Annotated in this window: 10 protein-coding genes; 7 read left to right on the top strand and 3 right to left on the bottom strand. The window is 71.6% G+C overall.

Annotated features, from left to right (window positions below):
- The first annotated feature begins 18 nt into the window (after positions 1–18).
- Complete coding sequence (locus tag RUR_RS34080; RefSeq protein WP_283139346.1) at positions 19–240, top strand: hypothetical protein; 222 nt, start codon at positions 19–21, stop codon at positions 238–240.
- Here the strand turns inward: RUR_RS34080 and RUR_RS34085 are convergent.
- Complete coding sequence (locus RUR_RS34085; protein ID WP_283139347.1) at positions 189–2,945, bottom strand: AfsR/SARP family transcriptional regulator; 2,757 nt, start codon at positions 2,943–2,945, stop codon at positions 189–191. The two genes, RUR_RS34080 and RUR_RS34085, sit on opposite strands and share 52 nt — an antisense overlap.
- Positions 2,946–3,147: 202 nt before the next feature.
- On the opposite strand from RUR_RS34085, the gene RUR_RS34090 reads away from it, so the two are divergent.
- Together RUR_RS34090 and RUR_RS34095 are read left to right on the top strand one after the other, a co-directional pair.
- Positions 3,148–6,102, top strand: coding sequence for a DNRLRE domain-containing protein (locus tag RUR_RS34090; protein WP_283139348.1), 2,955 nt, complete (start codon positions 3,148–3,150; stop codon positions 6,100–6,102).
- 13 nt (positions 6,103–6,115) lie between these two features.
- The gene (locus RUR_RS34095) at positions 6,116–11,809 is read left to right on the top strand and encodes an RHS repeat domain-containing protein (RefSeq protein WP_283139349.1); all 5,694 of its coding nucleotides are present in this window, start codon (positions 6,116–6,118) and stop codon (positions 11,807–11,809) included.
- Between the two features lie 66 nt (positions 11,810–11,875).
- On the opposite strand, the gene RUR_RS34100 is transcribed toward RUR_RS34095, so the two are convergent.
- On the bottom strand, positions 11,876–13,006 hold the full coding sequence (locus tag RUR_RS34100) for a sensor histidine kinase (RefSeq protein ID WP_283139350.1): 1,131 nt from the start codon (positions 13,004–13,006) through the stop codon (positions 11,876–11,878).
- The gene (locus RUR_RS34105) at positions 13,003–13,656 is read right to left on the bottom strand and encodes a response regulator transcription factor (RefSeq protein ID WP_283139351.1); all 654 of its coding nucleotides are present in this window, start codon (positions 13,654–13,656) and stop codon (positions 13,003–13,005) included. Before RUR_RS34105 ends, RUR_RS34100 begins: the two co-directional genes overlap by 4 nt.
- 88 nt (positions 13,657–13,744) lie before the next feature.
- Here RUR_RS34105 and RUR_RS34110 point away from each other — a divergent pair, with 88 nt between their 5' ends.
- The 4 genes from RUR_RS34110 to RUR_RS34125 all read left to right on the top strand — a co-directional run bounded on the left by RUR_RS34110 (position 13,745) and on the right by RUR_RS34125 (position 19,803).
- Entirely contained in the window at positions 13,745–15,103 is a 1,359-nt protein-coding gene (locus RUR_RS34110) for a S41 family peptidase (RefSeq protein WP_283139352.1), read from the top strand.
- A gap of 237 nt (positions 15,104–15,340) precedes the next feature.
- A complete protein-coding gene (locus tag RUR_RS34115; RefSeq protein WP_283139353.1) occupies positions 15,341–16,084 on the top strand; it encodes an ABC transporter ATP-binding protein in 744 nt (247 codons plus the stop codon).
- 5 nt (positions 16,085–16,089) lie between these two features.
- Positions 16,090–17,913: an FtsX-like permease family protein gene (locus RUR_RS34120; protein WP_283139354.1), complete on the top strand. Its 1,824-nt coding sequence runs from the start codon at positions 16,090–16,092 to the stop codon at positions 17,911–17,913.
- A 345-nt stretch (positions 17,914–18,258) separates the two neighbouring features.
- Positions 18,259–19,803, top strand: a complete 1,545-nt coding sequence (locus RUR_RS34125; RefSeq protein WP_283139355.1) for a carboxylesterase/lipase family protein — start codon at positions 18,259–18,261, stop codon at positions 19,801–19,803.
- Positions 19,804–20,040: the final 237 nt, after the last annotated feature.

Raw genomic sequence — 20,040 nt, forward strand, 5'->3', positions numbered from 1 at the left:
GGACCACGCGCCTGTGTGATGACCCGACCAGCTCGAACAGGGCAAACCCAAGGCGTCGCCCTGCTGCGGCACACCTACATGGAAGACCGGATCCGCAAGCGCACCGAGCAAGCCGACCGGTACCCCGCCTTCCAGGCCGCGGCCCGGGACGGGATCTCGGCAGCCGCGGCGCGGAGTAAGCCCACCTCTCAGGAGGTGAGGGAGCGGACAGGCAGGCGGGAGCGGAGCTGGATCGCCTGAAGGTCGCCCAGGTCTTCCAGGATCGCCACGGCCTCGCGCCAGGTTCGGGTGGCTTCGGCGGTCAGGCCGAGTGCACGCTGGACTTCGCCGAGGCGGCCGAGGGTCGCGGCCTCGTTGGTGCGGTCGCCGAGGGAGCGGTACAGGCTCAGCGCGTTGTCGTAGGCGGTGAGGGCCGCTTCCGGCTGGTCCAGGTGGTGGTGGGCGTAGCCGAGGCTGTCCCAGGTTACGGCCTCTCCGGCTCGGTCTCCGGTGCGGCTGTGCAGGTCCAGGGCCTGCCGGCAGTGGGCGAAACCGGCGTGGTGGTCGCCGGACAGCGCGTGGAGCCAGCCCAGGGCGTTCAAGGCGTGCGCCTGGCCGGGCAGCAGGTCGAGGGCGCGGTAGCGGTCCAGCGCGGCCTGCGCGTGGGCGATGGCTTCGCCGTACCTGCCCTGGCTCTCCAGGACGCCGGAGAGGGTTCCGTGGGTGTGTGCCTGGTTGGGCTGGTCGCCCAGGGCTTCGTAGAGGTTGAGCGCGTAGCCCAGGTGGGCGTGGGCCAGGTCGGGACGGCCGAGCCTGGCATGGGCCCAGCCGAGGTTGCGGCGGGTGTGCGCCTGGCCGACGCGGTCTCCGGACACCAGGGTGGCGGCCAGGGCGGCTCGTTGCAGGTGGGTCTGCTCCTGCCAGCGGCCTCGCCGGTCCAGGAAGTCGTGGACGGCCCACGCCAGATGCCAGGTGACGAAACTTCGGGACATGAGAAGGTGGTGTTCGGTCTGGAACCAGGCCACCGCCTTGTCCGCGTCGGAGAACCTCTCCGCGGTGACCCCGGTCAGGGGGGCGGTGGTCAGGACCGGGGTTCGGTGGGGGCTCAAGGCTAGGGCCGCGGCCTGTGCGGAGTGCGCGTAGTGGTCGCGCAGGCGGGCCGGCGCCTCCTGGCGTTCGCGGTCGGTGGCCAGCGCGGCGGCGTACGCGCGCAGCAGATCGTGCATGGTCGTACGGCCGGGGGACGGTTCGGTGACCAGGTTCGCGCGGGCCAGCTCGTCCAGGAGGCGCCTGGCCGTCGGACGGGGGACTCCTGCGAGGCTGGCTGCGGCAGGCAGCCCCAGGTCGAAGGCCGGGCAGGTGGCCAGAAGGCGAAGCAGGCGTACGGCGGGTGCGGAGACGGTCCGCAGCGACCATGAGAACACCGCGCGCAGCCGGAGCGCCGACTCGCCGCCGTCGAGCGCGTCCAGGGGATGCGTCTCCCGGAGTTCGGCGGCGATGGCCGCAAGCGGCGAAAGCGCTGCGGCACCGGCCGGCGTGACACCGGGCCGGGCGGCGAGCGAAGTGGCCGGGATGGGGTCCGGAGGGGTGGTGGCCAGAGGGAAGCCGGGGTGGGTGGCGGCTCGGGCGGCTGCAATGGCGAGGGCCAGCGGAAGGCCGTCACAGGCGGCCACGATCTCGGCGACCGCCGCGGGGGCCGCCGCGATCTGCTCGGCTCCCAGGCGGCGGGCCAGCAGGTCACGGGACTGTGCGGGGGTGAGCAGGTCCAGGGGGAGCGCGCGGGCCCCCTCTCCCGCCACCAGCCCGGGGAGCCGGTCACGGCTGGTGACGATCACCGCGCACTCCGGCGCGCCGGGCAGCATCGGGCGTACCTGCTCGGCGTTGCGCGCGTTGTCGAGGACGAGAAGCATCCGCCGCCCCGCCAGCAGCCCGCGGTAGAGGCTGACCAGGGCGTCCAGGTCGCTCGGCACCCGCTTGCCGGGCACCCCCAGCGCGTGCAGGAACCGCCGCAGCGCCTGGGCGGGACGCAGGGCCGTTCCGGCGGGGTCGTAGCCGCGCAGGTCGACGTGGAGCTGCCCGTCGGGAAAGCGTCCACGTGCGCGGTGTGCCCATTGCAGGGCCAGCGCGCTCTTGCCGACACCGGGGGCGCCCGACACGACGACTATGGCGGACTCGGCCACGATCGCGTCGATCCTGGCGAGTTCGCGTTCCCGGCCGGTGAAGGCGCGTACCTGCTGGGGTAGCAGGGCCGCGGGCAGGGAGGCCGATTCCGCTTCGGCGCGCAGCAGGCGTTCGTGCAGGTCGCGCAGGACGGGTGTGGGGTCGAGTCCCAGCTCCTCGGCCAGCCGTCCGCGCAGGGCGCGGTAGGCCTCCAGCGCCTCGCCGAGCCTGCCCGACTCGGCCAGCGCCCGCATGAGCAGCCCTATCGGGGTCTGGCGTAAAGGGTGCCGCTCGGCCAGGGCCATCGCCTCGGCGATCACCTCGCGATGCCGTCCGAGCGCCAGCGCCAGGGCCAGGTAGTCCTCCAAGGCCAGCAGGCGTCGTTCGCGCCACGCGGACACCTGGCCGTCGACGAAGACGCCGAGCCCTTCCAGCGGCTCGCCTCGCCACAATCCGAGTGCGCGCCGCAGTTCGCCCGCGGCCTCGGCGGGCCGCTCCCCGGCGTGCCGCCGCGCGGCGGCGACGAGGTCGTCGAAGAAGCGCAGGTCGAACCCGTCCGGCTCGGGCCGCAACCGGTATCCGCCGCCCCACGTGGTGAGGACGCCCGGCGCCGCCCCGGCTTCGAGGAGGGTACGGCGCAGCCGCGTGACCAGGTCCTGGACCTGCCTCCTGGCGGTGGCCGGCGGTTCGTCCCAGACGGCGTCGACCAGCCGGTCGAAGGTGACGGCCTGACCGGCGTTCAGCAGGAGCAGGGCCAGGGCTCGTTCCTGCCGCCTGCCGTTGAGCCGCAGGGGCCGGCCGTTCACGCGCACTTCCAGAGGGCCCAGCACCCCAAACCAGGTTCCGTCCATATGAGTGCAGCGTAAGGCCGTGGAGCGGCCCGAATCGCGACGAGGACGATACGAGGACGCGGGGCTCTACCTTGACTCCGGCCGAAGAGGCGATCTTGCCCGAGGTCGGCCAGAAGCGGAGTTCTCCCTCATGTCATTTTCCCGCAGGACAACGGTGATGGGATTGACCCTCGCGTTGGCGATGACGGGTCTGTCCCCCATAGCCGCAGCCGACCCGAGCCCGAGCCCGGCGCCCACGGTCGAGGCCGCCGAGTCCGCGGCGGTGGACGAGGCCCGCCGTACCGGACGCCGGACGGAGGTCCTGGAGTCCAGAACCGAGACCACGGAGGTGTTCGCCGAGCCGGACGGCTCGATGACGCGCTCGGAGTACGTGCGCCCGGTCCGGGCCAAGATCAACGGCCGGTGGACGGCGGTCGACGACGACCTGCGCCGCAACGCCGACGGCACCTACTCGCCGGCCGCGTCCACCTTCCCGATGACGTTCTCCGGCGGCGGCTCGGGCACACCGCTGGCCACGATGGCCAAGGGCGGCTCGAGCATGTCGCTGATGTGGCCGGGCGCGTTGCCCGAACCCTCGATATCCGGTGACACGGCCACCTACGCCGAGGTGCTGCCGGACGTGGATCTGCTGATCATCGCCAACCCGGACGGCTTCGTCCATCACCTGGTGGTCAAGAACCGTGCGGCGGCGGCCAATCCGGCCCTGCGCACGCTGCGCTTCGGCCTCCGGGAACGCGGCGTGAACGTGAGCGAGACCCCTGTTGGCGGGCTCAGGGCGACCGCGCCCGGCGGTCAGGAGGTCTTCACCGCGCCCGAGCCCACGATGTGGGACTCCTCGCACCGGAGCAAGAAGATCCTGCGCGAGGCGCCGATGGCCGCCGAGGTGAGCGGCGACCGGCTGGAGATCGTCCCGGACGCCACCCTGCTGGACGACCCGGCCACGGTCTACCCGGTCACGATCGACCCGTCCTGGCACGGCGGCTACAAGAACCACTGGGCCACCGCGGCCAAGCGGGCCGGGCATCCGAGCGTGGCCGGGACCGCCTTCTACGACGGCGGCAACCGGCTGGGCGCCGAGTGGCCTCCTGAGGCCCGGGTCGGTTACGAGCGCGAGACCGGAATAACCGCCCGCAGCTTCTTCGAGATGAACATGCACGGCCTCGGCGGCGCTCAGGTGGAGCGCGCGGTCTTCCGGATCCGCAACGTGCACTCCTGGTCCGGCGAAGCCCGGCAGCTCGACGTCGGCCTGACCGACGCGATCGGCCCCGGCACCACCTGGAACAACCAGCCCACCTGGCACAGGACGGTTGCCAGTGCCTCCTTCGCCCACGGTTGGGGAGCCAATCCCGCGGCCAACGTCGAATTCGACGTCACCAGCGTGGCCCAGCAGGCGGTCAACGGCCATTGGCCGCACGCCACCATCGGGCTCAAGGCCGCCAACGAATCCGACACCAAGGGCTGGAAGAAGTTCCTGGTCGACGTCGGCGGCGACTGGTGGAACTACGTGCCGGTCCTGAGCGTCAGCTACAACCGCGCGCCGAAGATGACCTCGTCGGTCGCCTACCAGGGCCCGTGGAGCGGCAACGGCTCCGACCGGCCGATCCCGTGCGGCCCCGCCTGGATCACCGTGGGCGGCACCGGCGTCACGTTGACCGCCTCCGCCCACGACCCGGACGGCGACAACGTCGGCATCCGGTTCATAATGTCCCTGCACGACGGCCCCCTGGTCCTGGACGCCACCCACTGGATCGGCAGCGGAGGCACCGCCCACCTCACCCTGCGACCGGACCAGTTGCAGGACAACGGGCACTACTGGTGGCGGGCCTCGGCGACCGACGGCCGGGCCGAGGACTGGTCGCTGCCTGCCTGCCCGATCAAGGTGGACAAATCAGCGCCACCGCCGGTGAACGTGACCGGCCCCGACGACCAGGCGCTGGGCGTGGCCACCGCTCGCCGGCCGTTCACCGTGCGCCTGTCCAACGGCGACTGGAATCTGACCGGCTTCTGCTACGCGGTCGAGGAGAACGTCGACCTGTCCGGCGGCACCTGCAAGGCGGGCACCTGGGTGCCGGTCAATCCCGGCGTACGCAGCGCCGACGTGCCGATCGCCTTCCTCACCAGGCCGGTCAGCCGGTTGAAGGTAGCCGCCGTCGACGAGGCGGGCAACGTCTCCCCCACCGCCGAGATCCTGGTCAAGGTCGCCGACCCCGCCTGGGTCGCCGACCGGCCCGGCGCCGTCGGCACCAAGGACCGGCCCGGCGACCTCACCGGCGATGGTCTGCCCGATCTGCTCACCGTCAACGCCGGCGGCCATCTGCGGCTCTACCGGGGCCGTCCCAACAGCGGACAATTCGACGAGTACGCGGACGTGACGGCCGCCTCCCCCGACTGGAGCCGGGGCACGCTGCTGGCCCACCGCGGCGACTTCACCAGCCCGGCCGGACCGAAGAAGGACGGCTACGAGGACGTCTTCGCCAGGCACACCTCCGGCAAGCTGATCCTCCACCCCGGCGACGGCACCGGACGGCCGGCGAGCTCCGGCCGCATCGACTACGGCCACCCGGAAGGCCGCGACTGGAGCCGGGTCACCCAGCTCGTCGCGCCGGGCCCGTTTGACCTCGATCCCGGCAACGACCTGCTGGTCGTCGAGAACGGCAGGCTCTGGCTCTACACCGGTACGGTCAACGGCCCGCTCATGACCGGTGACCTCGGCAAGCTCGCGGCCCCGGTGGAGGTCACCGTCCCCGGAATCACGGACTTCTCCGCCTACGACGTCCTCGTCCCGGTCGAGAGCAAGGATCTGATCCTGCGCAAGCGCGACACCGGCCAGGTAAGCAGGGCAAGGGGCGACGTCGGCTCCGGCTACACCGCACCCGCGCCGATCGGCGGCGAGCTGTGGCCCGCCTCCGGCTTCCCGGTCCTGGCGATGCCCGGCGACCTGCAGGGCAAGGTCGTGGACGGCGCCTTCACCGGCGACGGCGGCTCCGATTTCTACGTGGTCCGCGCCGACACGCCGGGCCTGTACCTCTATCCCCTCTCCGGTACGGGCCGCGGCCCGGCCGTCCAGGTCGGCGGCTCCGGCTGGCACACCTGGGTCCACGCGATCTTCTGACAGGAGCCAACTGATGCGACCCATCGCCGCGGTCGTGGTCACGTCGCTGGTAGCGGGGCTGCTGCCCGCGCTACCGGCGTCGGCCGCGCCCGACGCGTTCACGCTGCCCAAAATCCAGAAGGAACACTCGATACCCGGCCGGGTGGTCACGCCCGACGCGCCCACCGCCGCCGCCGAATCCGACCGGCTCCGGTGGAAGGGCGCGCCGGCCGCCACCTTCGCCCAGCCCCGCACCTCCGCCGGGACGGTGGTCGAAACCGGCCGCCGGGGTGGGGACGGACCCGTGTTCGCCCTGCGGCCCACGGGCAAGGGCCCACTCACCGTCGACCTGGACACCGGCGCCTGGGCAGGAGCCCGAGGCGGCGACTGGGCTTCCCGGCTGACCCTGGTCAGCCTGCCGGAATGCGCGCTCACCACGCCTGACGCGCCGCACTGCCGTACCGGCACGCCCTTGAAGACGACGCGATCGGCGGGCACGCTCAGCACGCGGGTCGCGGACGCGACGGTGATCGGCGTCCAGGCCGGGCCCTCGGGCGCGGCCGGCACCTACACGGCCACCAGCCTGTCGCCGACCGGATCCTGGTCGGCGGGCGGCAACTCCGGCGCCTTCACCTACAGCTACCCGATCCAGGCGCCGCAGGTGCCCGGGTCGCTGGAGCCGGTGGTGACGCTCGGCTACAACTCCGCCGTCGTCGACGGCCGTACCGCCTCGTCCAACAACCAGCCGAGCTGGATCGGCGAAGGCTGGGACTACCACCCCGGCTTCGTCGAGCGCAGCTACGAGAACTGCCCCGGCAGTGGCGAGATGTGCTGGAAGTCCGACAACGCGACCGTGTCGCTGGGCGGCCCGTCCGTCGCGCTCGTCCGCGACGACGCCACCGGCGGCTGGCGGATGGCCGACGACGACGGCTCACGCGTGCAGCAGGTCGACGGTGCCTGGGTCATCACCAAGCCCAACGGCACGCAGTACTGGTTCGGGCGCGACCGGCTGCCCGGCTGGGCCTCGGGCAAGCCGCAGACCCAGTCGGTGCTGAGCGTTCCGATCAAGGGCAAGGGCGTCCTGCCCTGGCGCTGGCAGCTCGACTACGTCGTCGACCCGCACGGCAACGTCATGACCTTCTACTACGACAGGGAACGCAACTCCTACGCCGGCAGCGGTTACGACCGCGCCGGAGTGCTGCGCAGAATCGAGTACGGCCTGCGCGAGGCCTACGGCACGCCTTCGGCCGCGATCGACTTCAAAACCGAGGAACGCTGCCTGACGGGCTGTGGGACCTTCGACGCGGCGAACGCGGGCAACTGGCCCGACGTCCCCTTCGACCTGAACTGCTCGGCCACCCCCTGCAAGCAGACCGGCCCCTCCTTCTGGACGCGCAAGCGGCTGACCGGCATCACCACCTACCTGGGTGGTCGCCAGGTCGACTCGTGGACGCTGTCCCACGACTTCCCCGACACCGGCGACAGCACCTCGCGCGCCCTGTGGCTCACCCAGATCCAGCGCGCCGGGACGGCACGGCCGACGACCTTCCACGGCACCCGCATGGAGAACCGGGTCGACGGGATCGAAGGGCTGGCGCCGCTGGTGAAGTACCGCGTCATCCGGATCGCCTCGGCGACCGGCGCCGACACCCTGGTCACCTACTCGGCCAAGGAGTGCGTGGCGGGACAGACGCCCGACCCGGCCGCAGGCGGCAAGCTCTGCTATCCGGTGTACTGGACGCCGCCGGGCGAGAGCACGCCGCGCAAGGACTGGTTCCACAAGTACGCCGTGCGGATGGTCGTCGAGGACGACAAGGTGGCCGGCTCGGGTTCGGAGTCGATCGAGACCCGCTACGACTACCTGCAGCCGGGCTGGGCCAAGGACGAGAGCGAGTTCACCAAGGCCGAGCACCGTACCCACAGCGTCTTCCGCGGTTTCGCCCGCGTGACCGTCAAGACCGGCGCCACGCGGCGCACCCAGGCCCAGACGCTCTATCTCCGCGGTCTGGGCGGCACGGTCACCGACTCGGAGGGCAGGTCCTTCACCGACGACCCGGCGCTGGCCGGAAGCGCGCTGGAGACCCTCACCTACACCGGCGAGGACGGCGCACTCGCCGCCGCCACCGTCAGCGAGCCCTGGTTGTCACCGGTCACCGCGACCCGGGCCCGCGCCGGAACGACGCCGCTCACCGCGCGGATCAGCACCGTCGACGTCGTCCGTACGCGCACGCTCCAGAACGGGACCTGGCGGCGCACCGTCTCCGACCGCGAGTTCGACGACCTCGGCCAGGTCACCTCCCTCAGCGACGAGGGGGACACCGCCGTGACCGGCGACGAGACCTGTGTCACCACCACCTACACCGCCCGTGACACCGCCAACTGGCTCGTGGGGTACGTGGCGGGCAACCGTACCGAAGCCGGCACGTGCGCCGCCCGCGGCGCCGTACTGGCCGAGACCAGGACCCGGTACGACGGGCAGCCCTACAAGGCGGCGCCCAAGCCCGGCGCGGCCTTCGCCACGCACGTGGACACCCTCGACCACGGCGACGTCTTCGTGACGGCGACCACCGGTTACGACGTCTACGGCCGGACCGTCAGCTCCGCCGACGAGCTGGGCCGGACCGTCACGACCGCCTACACGCCCGCCACCGGCGTGCCCGCCTCGGTCACCGTCACCGACGCCAAAGGCTTCGCCACGACCACCACGCTGGAACCCGTGCGCGGCCTGCCGGTCGCGGTGACCGACCCCAACGGGCGTACCACCCATTCCGCCCACGACGCCCTCGGCCGCCTGGCCAAGGTCTGGCGGCCCGGCCGCGCCACCGTCGACCCGCCCTCCATGACCTTCGACTACGCGGTCACCGGCACCAAGCCGACCGTCGTCACCACCCGCACCCTGCGGGAGAACGGCTCCTACGCCACCACCCTGACCTTCCTGGACGGCCTGCTGCGCGAACGGCAGACCCAGCGGGAGTCGGCCGACGGAACGGGCCGGGTGATCACCGACACCCACCTCGACTCCCACGGCAGGCCCTGGAAGGTCAACGCCCCCTACTGGAACAGCGCCGCGATCGCGCCCGAGCTGTGGGGAACCGCGGACAACCTCATCCCCGCCCAGACCGTCAACGAATACGACGGTCGCGGCAGAATCACCGGCGAGAGCCTGCTCTCGCTCAACGCCCTGAAGTGGCGCACGGCCACCGGCTATGACGGCGACAACGTCTCCGTCATCCCGCCGGACGGCGCCTCGGCCAGCACCCGGATCAAGGACGCGCAGGGCCGTACGGTCGAGCTCCGCCAGTACAAGAACCGCTCGCTCGACGGCCCCTACGACTCCACCTGGTACACCCACGACGCGATGGGACGGCGCACGAAGGTCGTCGACCCGGCGGGCAACACCTGGACCTGGGCCTACGACTTGCGCGGCCGCAAGGTACACGCGAGCGACCCGGACACGGGCACCTCCACCTACCGCTACGACGCCGCCGGCCAGATGGTCGCCTCGACCGACGCCCGCGGCGTCGAGCTGGCGATCGACTACGACCCGCTCGGCCGCAAGAGCGCGCTCAAGCACAACGCCGTCGTCCTGTCCACCTGGGCCTACGACACCGCTCCCGGTGGCAAGGGCCTGCCCGCGGGCTCCACCCGCTTCGACGGCGGCCGCGCCTACTCCACCGCCGTGCTCGGCTACGACACCGGCGGCAGGCCGACCGGCACCTCGGTGACGATCCCGGCCGCCGAAGGAGCGCCGGCCCGCACGTACACCGTCCGGCAGACCTACACCGCGCGCGTGGGCCTGCCCAGGACGACCACCTACGAGGCGGTCGCCGACCTGCCCGCGGAGAACGTGGTCGCCGGCTACAACGAGCGTGACCAGCACGTCTCCACCACCGCCGGCGAGAGCGTCTACCTGGGCGGGGTCGCGTACTCGCCGTTCGGGGAGAAACTCCAGACGGTCTACGGCGACTACGGCCTGCGGGCCGCGCAGACCTTCGCCTTCGACGTCCCGACCCGCCGCCTCACCCAGGTGATCAACACCAGGGACCGCAATGACTCCACCTGGGTGGACGACCTGACCTACACCTACAACCCGGCCGGCGACCTCACGAGCGTCGTCAACGCGCGCGACGACGGGCGCGTCACCGACACCCAGTGCTACGCCTACGACCACCGGCGCAGGCTCACCTCCGCCCGCGCCACCGGCGGCGACTGCACCGCGGGCACCGGAGGCCCCGCCCCCTACCAGATCGCCTACACCTACGACGTGGCCGGCAACCGCACCTCCGAGACCTCCGGCGGGTCCACCAGGACCTACACCTACGCCGGCGGCCACACCGTGCGGACCGCGGGCACCGACACCTTCGAATACGACGTGGCGGGCAACACCAAGCGCCGGGTCACCGCTCTCGGTGACCAGGCACTCACCTGGAACGCCGAAGGCAAGCTCGCCACCTCCGTCATCGGCGGCCGGACGACCTCGTTCCTCTACGGCGTCGACGGCGAGCGTCTGCTGCGCCGCGAGCCGGACGGCACCACCACGCTCTACCTCGGCGCCCAGGAGCTGACCCTGTCCGGCGGCGTGGTGACCGCCCGCCGCACCTACCTCGACGGAGTCGTCCGCCACTCCGCGACACGGGTGGAGTACCTCCTGAAGGACCACCACGGCACCGCGGAGCTCTCCCTCGACGCCGGCACCCTGGCCGCCGTGCGCCGCTCCACCACGCCCTTCGGCACGGTACGCGGCCCGGCGCCCGCCACCTGGTCCTCGCAGAAGGGGTTCGTCGGCGGAACCATCGACGCCTCGACCGGCCTCACCCACATCGGCGCCCGGGCCTACGACGCGGCCAACGGGCGGTTCATCTCAGCCGATCCGATCATGGATCTGACCGATCCCCAGCAGATTAACGGCTATGCCTACGCCAGCAACAACCCGACGACCTGGTCCGACCCGACCGGCCTGCGCGTGTGCGACGGCCGGGAGTGCGCCGACTACGGCATCCGCCCCGACGGCAGGCCACTGCCGCAACCACCCGTGCGGTCCGACGACGACATTCCCCCGCCGCCGAAGGGCGCCTGGAAGCCCCCGCCGTGGGGGCGCCCCGGCTGCGAGAACTCCAGGTGCTTCAAGGACGTGGCCGACCCCGTTCACTCCAAGGCCCAGTCCGAGCCGATCTCCCCGATCATGCAGGAGCTCATCGCTCGCCAGGCCTGCCCCAACTGGTGGGCGTGGTGCCGGTGGAGCGGTCAGTATTTCACCGAGAGGCACAAGCGCATGCAGGCCCTGCACGCGGGTGAGGGCGGGATCGAGCTGTGCCCGAAGGAGGTCACCGCGTGCGCCGGGGTTCCCAACCCCGGCAACACGATGCTCATCCGCCTGTACATGACGCACTCCTCCGACAGGGACGGCTGGCAGAAGGCCGCCGAGACAGTGGCGATCCTCGGCTCCACTCCCATCCCCATGTCCCGCACACCGAGAGGACGAAATCAGCAGATGCCACGTGGCCTGGCGAGCCTCGGCCAGGAAGGCCTGCGGATGGGGAGCGGCCTCATCGCCCACGGCATCGTCGACGGCAACGACAAGAAAATGCCGTCCTCCTACTACTTCCCGTCCCTCCTCTACACGCAGGCCAAGGACATGGGCGGCAGCCTTGCGAACCTGGGATCACCAATCGCCGGCGGATTCTTCAACATCGCGGTGGCGAAGTTCGAGAGCATGATGAACGGATAACCACAGGGCGGGCGGCGGCTTCGGCCGCCGCCCGCCCCGTCCCGGCCACCATCAGCCCCCGGCGATCTAGAACGAGCCGCTGAGACCACCGTCGTCCGTGGCAGGCATCGCATGCGCGGATCCCGGGAAGATCACGACAAGTTCCAAACCGCCTCCCGGGTTGGGGCTCGCCCGCACGTCGGCCCCGTGAGCCTTTGCGATCGACGCGACGATCGACAACCCGAGCCCGGCGCCCTGTCCACGGGTCGTTTGCAGCCGCCGGAAGGGTTGGAAGAGTTCACCGAAACGTTCCTGGGGCACGTGCGGGCCGGTGTTGCGAACCATCAGAACTCCATGGGAAAGGGCTACCTCGACGGTTCCACCGGGATGGTTGTAGCGAACCGCGTTGTCGACGAGGTTGGTGACGAGCCGGTTCAGCAGGACAGGGTCCCCGTCGACGACGAACGGCTCCGCCCGCCCCGTCACGGTGACGCCGTCCGAACCTCTTTCCGCCAGGACGAGCCGTACCACCTGGTCCAAGGCCACCGGACTCCTGCTGTCCAGACCGTGCTCCGCCTGGGCCAGGACCAGCAAGGCGCCGATGAGGCTCTCCGCGCGGTGGTTGTGGAGCAGGAGCGTGTCGCGGATCTCGCCGACGTCCTCGGGAAGCCCGATCTCGATCGCCGCCCGTTGGACGGCCAGCGGGGTCCGCAACTCGTGGGATGCGTTGGCGATGAACCGCCGCTGCCCCTCGACGGAGCGTTCGAGCCGGTCGAGCATCGCGTCGAAGGTGTCGGCCAGTTCCTTCAGCTCGTCCCTCGGCCCGGCAAGCGCGATCCGTTCGTGCAGGGTTGACAGGGACAGCCGCTGCGCGGTGGCGGTGATCCGGTGGATGGGCCGCAGGATCCGCCCGGCGACCAGCCATCCGACGACCAGCGAGACCAGCGCCAGGATCCCGACCGTCACCGCGGTCACCTCCCACTGGTAGCCGATCACATCGTTCACCAGCTCGGGCAGCCGCGGCGGCGGCCGGTCGACCGGCCCCCCCAGCGTCGGCGCCGTCGGCGCCGACGGCGCCACCACTCCCCCGGACAGCCGGGCGATCCGCGCTTCCAGGGTCCGGCGCAGCAGGAGGTTGACCGTGACCAGCAACACGACCGAGGTCACCAGGAACAGTCCGGAGTAGATCAGCGTGAGCCGTACCCGAATCGTCGTCACAGCAGGTATCCAGCACCGGGAACCGTCTGAACGCACGGCGGGTCGCCCAGCTTGGCCCGCAGGCGGCTGACCACGACCCGCACCACCGTGGTGAACGGATCGGCGTTCTCGTCCCATGCGTCTTCGAGCAGCCGTTCGGAGCTCACGACCGCGCCGTCCGCCCTCATCAGCACCTCAAGGACGGCGAACTCCTTGAGCGACAGGTGCAGGTGCCGCCCGTCCCGCGAGGCCTGCAGCCGGTGGGTGTCGAGCACGATTCCGTGCCGCGTCAGCACCGGCGGCACCGGCGACCGGCTGCGCCGCCCCAGCGCCTGCACCCGTGCGACCAGCTCGGCGTAGTCGAACGGTTTGGGCAGGTAGTCGTCGGCCCCCATCCCGAGACCCGCGACGCGCTCCGGCACCGACGCCGCCGCCGTCATCATCAGGATCCGGGTACGGCTCCCGCGCGCCACCAGTTCACGGCAGACGAGGTCGCCGTGCATCTCGGGCAGGTCCCGATCCAGCACGAGTACGTCGTAGTCGTGCACCGCCAGCCTCTCCACCGCGGCGGCCCCGTCGTACACCACGTCGACGGCCATGGCATGGCGGCGCAACCCCACCGCAACGAGATCGGCCAGGTCGCGTTCGTCTTCTGCCACCAGAACCCGCATGCCGATGTTTGTACCCGAACTGGGGTGACAGTGGCGTTAACGGATCCGCTCACGACCGTGCAACCCGGGTCAGGCCACGCTGGCGGCCGTGATCAAATCCCTCTGCGCCGCCGTCCTGGTGACGGCCTGCTCCATGTCCGCGCTTGCATCGGCCCCGATTCACCAGCTGAAGCCGGCGTCCCCCTCGGCCACCGCCCCAGGCGGGGGCTGCACCGCCATCACGGCGCCGCCGCCGGCATCGGCACCGCCGACATCGGTGAACACGCTCCGCCAGGCCTACTTCTGCGTACTGAACAACTATTACAGCGGCCCGGTCATGGATTCGAAGGCGCTGCTGCGGAGCGCCTTCGCCGCCTACACCCAGAACCTGATGCGCCGCGGCGCCGACCAGGCCGACCTTCAGCTGCCCGCACTGACCGGGAACCGCGACACCGACTGGGCCGCCTTCGCGAAAGTCCTCGGCGCCGGTGACCCCGCCGCCCTGCGCGCCGCGATCACCGGCATGGTCGCCGGACTGCACGACAACCACGCCCGCTGGATCAAGCCGACCCCGCCGTCGGAGGGCGGGCCGGTCGGAACGGGCATCGTGGGCCTGTCGGCCCAGCAGGGATCGCAGCTCGACCCCGCGGCCCGGCCGCCGCTGTTCATCACCCGCGTCCTGCCCGGCAGCCCCGCCGCCAAGGCCGACATCAAAGCCGGTGACATCGTCGTCAAGGTCAACGGCGTGCCGACGTTCATCGGGGACACCGTGAATCAGGGCCTTCTCGATGTCTTCGCCTCCAGCACGTTGCGGCTCACGCTCAAGCGCTCCACAACGGGACGAACCCGCACCGTCGAGCTCAAAGAGGGTCCTCTCACGCGGCAGCCTCCGGCGGTGACGTCCAAGAAACTTGCCGACGGCGTCACGTACGTCCAACTGCCCGGATTCCACGGAGGCGCCGCCGACCAGGTCATCGCCAAGCTGCAGGACAAGCCGAAGGCGGTGGTCCTCGACCTGCGCGGCAACGGCGGCGGGTCGCCACGCGAGGTGACGCGGCTGCTCGGCGCGTTCGCGCACGACAAGATCACCAGCTACTTCTGCCCGCTCAAGGGCGACTGCGTCCCCAACCGGACCGATGACGGCGTCCCGCTGCTCGGCTCGCGCCTGATCGTCCTCACCGACCGCGCATGTGCCTCGGCCTGCGAGGACTTCAGCGCGGCGGTCAAGGACAACGGCCTGGGCACCCTGATCGGAACCCGCACCGCCGGGGGCGTCTCCGGCCCCAGCGAGGGATACCTCCTCGACGACGGCAGCGTCCTGCTCCTGCCCAGGGTCCGGCACCTCGGGCCCGCCCGCGAGATCATCGACACGATCGGCGTGCCGGTCGACCACTACGCCCCCATGACCGCCCTCGACCTGGCCACCGGGCGCGACCCTGGCGTGGCCAAGGCGCTCACGCTTCTTTGACGTGCTCGCCGCAGGGGCCGGCTGCGTGTTGCCGCGGTGGGTCGGTCAAGACCCGACCTGACGGATCGCGGCCGGCCCGCTCATCATCGTCGGCACCCGGCGCCGGGAGTCGCCGCGTGACAACCGGAGCGCCGCCGTGGCCGAGCCGGGTCGCTCGGCCACAGCGCTGTAGTCGGAGGAAATCGTGCTCCGGCTCGAAACATGTGAGAAGAACCGGACCCGGTGAAGGAGTGGATCATGGGAAATGCCGCCGCCACGCCCGTACTGAGCGCCCGCGGGTTGCGAAAGGAGTACGGCAAGGGGGAAGGGCTGGTACGCGCCGTCGGCGGGGTCGATCTCGACGTCGGCGCGGGAGAGACGGTAGCGATCATGGGGCCGAGCGGCTGCGGTAAGTCCACGCTGCTGCACCTGCTCGGCGGGCTGGACCGGCCCTCGGGCGGCGAGGTGCTGCTGAACGGCCGGCGCATCGACAACACCAGTGAGAATGCCCTGGCCCGGATGCGGCGGACCGACGTCAGCTACGTCTTCCAGTCCTTCCACCTGATGGAAGAGCTCACCGCCGTCGAAAACGTCGAGCTGTCGGCGCTGCTCGCCGGACGCTCACCGCAGGCCGCCCGGCGACGTGCGGAGGAGCTGCTGGATCGGCTCGGGCTCGTCGGCCGGTCGCGCTTCCTACCCTCCGCGCTCTCCGGCGGCCAGCGGCAGCGGGTCGCGGTCGCCCGGGCGCTGAGCAACGAGCCGCTGGTCGTCCTCGCCGACGAACCGACCGGAAACCTGGACAGCGCGGCCACCCTGGACGTCCTCCACCTCTTCAAGGACCTGCACGAGTCCGGGCAGACGCTGGTCATCGTCACCCACGACGCGCGGATCGCGGCCACCGCGGACCGAATGTTCTCGATGCGCGACGGCGTACTCGTGGACGAGACCCGACCGACCGGCGCCCCCGGGCGGCTCGGTGCGCTCATCGGGCTGGAGGACTGACCGCGATGGGCCGCATCCTCCTCGTGATCCGTCTCGCCCGGCGAGACCTCCTGCGGCGCCGCACCGAGGCCGCGCTTCTGCTGATCGCCATCCTGGCCGCCACCACGACGCTGACGCTCGGCCTCGTCCTGCGCGACGCGGCCGGCGACCCCTACGAGAGCACCCGGGCGGCGGCCAAGGGACCCGACGTGGTGGCCAACGTCCAGTCCGCCGGGCTCGACCGCCTCGAGAACCTGGTGACCGCGGCCGGCGTCACCGAGCACAGCGGGCCGTATCCGGTCGAGGCGGCGAAGTTGCAGACTTCCGGCACAACGTCCGACGTGCAGGTCGTGGGGCGCGACACCGCGTCCGTATCCGTCGATCAGCCCAAGGTGATCCGGGGAAGCTGGGTCGGCGACGGCGGGGTGGTGGTCGAAGCCGCCTTCGCCGACGCGATCGACGTGCACGTCGGTGACTCGGTCACCCTGGACGGCCGGTCGTTCAAGGTCGTCGGTGAGGCGGTCACCGCCGCCATGCCGCCTTATCCGGGGTCGTCCTGCCTCGTCGCCGCCGGTTGCGTGAACGGCGCGGTCGTCGACGACGGCAAAGCGCCGCCAGGCCTGCTGCACAACCCCGGGCTGGTCTGGCTCACCCAGGCCGATGTCCGAAGCCTCACCTCGGACCCGGCCTCCCTGTCCTACGTGCTGAACCTGAAGCTCGCCGACCCGGCCCAGACCCAGGTGTTCGTCGACGCCAACCAGGGCGACCGCGGCCGCCCCCTGCCCATGCAGAGCTGGCAGGACATCCTCAACGACGCCACCGAGCTGGCGCGAGACTCACAGATTCTGCTGCTGCTCGGCGCCTGGCTGCTCGGTCTGCTCGCCGTGGCCGGTCTCTCGGTACTGGTCGGCGGACGGATGGCCGATCAGACCAGGCGTGTCGGGTTGCTGAAGGCGGTCGGCGGCACACCGGGTCTGGTCGCCGCCGTGCTGCTCGCGGAGTATCTCCTGGTGGCCGTCGTCGCGGCGGCAGCCGGGCTGGTGATCGGAGCGCTGACCGCCCCGTTGCTCACCGAGTCGAGCGCGGGCCTCGTCGGCAGCGCGGGGGCGGCGTCGTTGACGTGGTCCACGGTCGGCCTGGTGACCGCGGTGGCCCTCGGGGTCGCGGTCGTGGCGACCGCCGTTCCGGCCGTACGCGGCGCCCGCTCCAGCACCGTCGGCGCGCTGGCCGACGCGGCCCGCCCGCCCCAGCGCACCGGTTGGCTGATCGCCGTCTCGGCGCACCTGCCGGTCCCGCTGCTTCTGGCCTTGCGAGTCGCCGCCCGCCGGCCGCGACGGGTCGCGCTGGGCGTGGCCGGCATCGCGGTCACGGTCAGCGGGATCTACGTCCTTCTGGTGCTCAACGCCTTCCTCGGCGATCAGCCGGGCACCGGCGTGTACACGGAAGCTCAGGTGGCGGTGCTGCGGCACGCGCTCCTCGTCTGGACGGTCGTCCTGCTCACCCTGGCGGCGGTCAACGCCGTCGTCATGACATGGACGACGGTGCTCGACAACCGCCATGCGACGGCGCTGGCACGCGCCCTCGGCGCAACCCCGTGGGAAACCACCGTCGCCTTGGCGGCCGCGCAGGTGCTGCCCGCGCTCCTCGGTGCCGTCCTGGGTGCCTTCCCGGGAGGCTTCCTGCTGTTCGCCACCATCAACACGATCACCGGCGGCGACGGTGGGAAGGCCACGCTTCCCGCGCCCTGGCAGCTGATCGCCCTGGTGTCGGCAACCGTGCTGGCGGTGACGGCGCTCACCGCCGTCCCCGCCCACCTCGGCGGCCGCCGCCCCGTGACCGCGGCACTTTGAGCCGGATCCAGCCGATGCAGTCGGTGCCCGTCGGCCGCCTTGGCGGGGTTCGGGTGCGGGCCGACATCAACCAGGCGGCAGCCGTACGGGCGCCTGCCAAGGAACCGGCTCTCCAACCGGACTTGGACCGACGCCGCCGACCCGGACCTTGGTTTCGCTCTCTCGCTCATCACCGGCTCGTGGGCCTCGTTGCCCGGGTCGATCGCTCCGCCGGTATCAGGCACCCAAGTCAGTTGGACCCGGCCGACCAGAAGATCTCTCCGGCTGAGAGGGTGGGGGTAGATACACCCCAGACGGCACGTAACCGTATTCCGGACGGATCACCGAGCTTCTTAGAGTCGGACCGTGAGCATCAAAAGGATCTTGTTTGCGGCAGCCGGTTTGGTGGCCGTGCTGCTGCCGGCCACCCCTGCCCTGGCTGTCGCGAAGGGCCCGGTGGTGCGTACCGATGCCGGGCTCGTCCGCGGCGCCGTCCTGGAGGACCGCCGCGTCTTTCACGGCATCCCGTACGCGGCTCCGCCCGTGGGTGAGCTGCGCTGGCGGTCCCCGCGGCCGCCCGTACCGTGGAAGGGCGTACGCGCGACCACCCGTCCGGGGCCCGCGTGCGCCCAGGCGCCGAACGACCTGGCCGGACTGCCGGGCAGCGAGGCCGAGGACTGCCTCTTCCTCAACGTCACCACCCCGCGCGCGCCCAGCGGGCCACGTCCCGTCATGGTCTACCTGCACGGCGGCGGCTTCGTCTCCGGCGCGGGACACGACTACGACGCCTCCCGGCTCGTCGCCGAGGGCGACGTCGTCGTGGTCACCGTCGGCTACCGGCTGGGCGTCTTCGGCTTCCTGGCCCACCCCGGCGAGCCGGGCGCGGGTGCCTTCGGCCTGGAGGATCAGCAGGCCGCCCTGGCGTGGGTACGGCGCAACGCCGCCGCGTTCGGCGGCGACCCGCGCAACGTGACCCTGTTCGGCGAGTCGGCCGGAGCCTTCAGCACCTGCGCCCATCTGACCTCGCCGGGCTCGGCCGGACTGTTCCATCGGGCCATCCTGCAGAGCGGCACCTGCGGCGCGAGCTGGGCCAAGAACAGCCTCGGCCCGGGTAGCCCGGCGCTGGCCCTGTGGGCGCCGCCGGAGGAGGCCGCCCAGCTCGCCGTGGCCTATGCCGCCCAGCTGGGCTGCGACACGATCGCCTGCCTGCGCGGGCTCACGACCGGCAAGCTCCTCGGCGGACAGCTCGCCCCGCTGATGTCCCGTCCGACCTATGGAAACCCGACGCTCCCCTCGCACCCCGCCACCGCCCTGGCCGAGGGACGCTTCCACCGCGTCCCGATCATGAACGGCCACACCCGTGACGAGCACCGCCTGCTGACCGCCTGGGGTTACTCGCCTCCCATCACGGCCGGGCAGTACCGCGACCTCGTGGCCGACGCCTTCGCCGCCGACGCACCGCGTGTGGCCGCCCGCTACCCCCTCAGCGAGTACGCCTCACCGTCCGAGGCCTGGTCCGCGATCATGACGGACGCCAACTGGGCCTGCCCCGCCCAGGCCGACGACCGCACCCTGGCCACCCGGACCACCGTCTACGCCTTCGACTTCGCCGACCGCACCGCCCCCTGGCAGGGCACGACGCCGCCGCCGTTCCCGCTCGGCGCCTACCACGGTTCGGAGCTCCCCTATCTGTTCCCCGATCCCGGCGTGCGTCTCACACCCCGGCAGGAACGCCTGTCGGAGGCCATGATCGGATACTGGACGCGTTTCGCCCGTACGGGCTCGCCCAACGGACCCGGGCTGCCCCGCTGGTCGCCCTACCCGGCGGGACAGTCGCTGGACGCCGACGGCCCAAGGCCCGCCGACCTGGGCGCCCGGCACGCCTGCGACCTGTGGAACGGCATCTCCTAGCCGAAGCCCCGAGCCGCGACCGCACGCCCGGTGCGGTCGCGGCCGTTGGCTGCATAGCCCATCGGGTCGGCCGGCATTGTGAGCGTCGGCCGCCACACCCTCCGTATTTCGCGGAACGTGTCAGACGCGGGTGGTCGCCGTCTCCCCCTGGGGGACAGACGCCCGGGCTTGCGCCGCATCAACAGCAGTGCGAGTACGGCGCCCGCCAGGGCGACCACGGCGACGATGCCTGGAGTC

Source organism: Rhizohabitans arisaemae (assembly GCF_025996515.1).
Classification (GTDB): domain Bacteria; phylum Actinomycetota; class Actinomycetes; order Streptosporangiales; family Streptosporangiaceae; genus Rhizohabitans; species Rhizohabitans arisaemae.

Coding starts and splice junctions, on each gene's coding strand:
- RUR_RS34080 (WP_283139346.1), top strand. CDS start 19: ATGACCCGACCAGCTCGAACAGGGCAAACCCAAGGCGTCGCCCTGCTG.
- RUR_RS34090 (WP_283139348.1), top strand. CDS start 3,148: ATGGGATTGACCCTCGCGTTGGCGATGACGGGTCTGTCCCCCATAGCC.
- RUR_RS34095 (WP_283139349.1), top strand. CDS start 6,116: ATGCGACCCATCGCCGCGGTCGTGGTCACGTCGCTGGTAGCGGGGCTG.
- RUR_RS34105 (WP_283139351.1), bottom strand. CDS start 13,656: ATGCGGGTTCTGGTGGCAGAAGACGAACGCGACCTGGCCGATCTCGTT.
- RUR_RS34115 (WP_283139353.1), top strand. CDS start 15,341: ATGGGAAATGCCGCCGCCACGCCCGTACTGAGCGCCCGCGGGTTGCGA.
- RUR_RS34120 (WP_283139354.1), top strand. CDS start 16,090: ATGGGCCGCATCCTCCTCGTGATCCGTCTCGCCCGGCGAGACCTCCTG.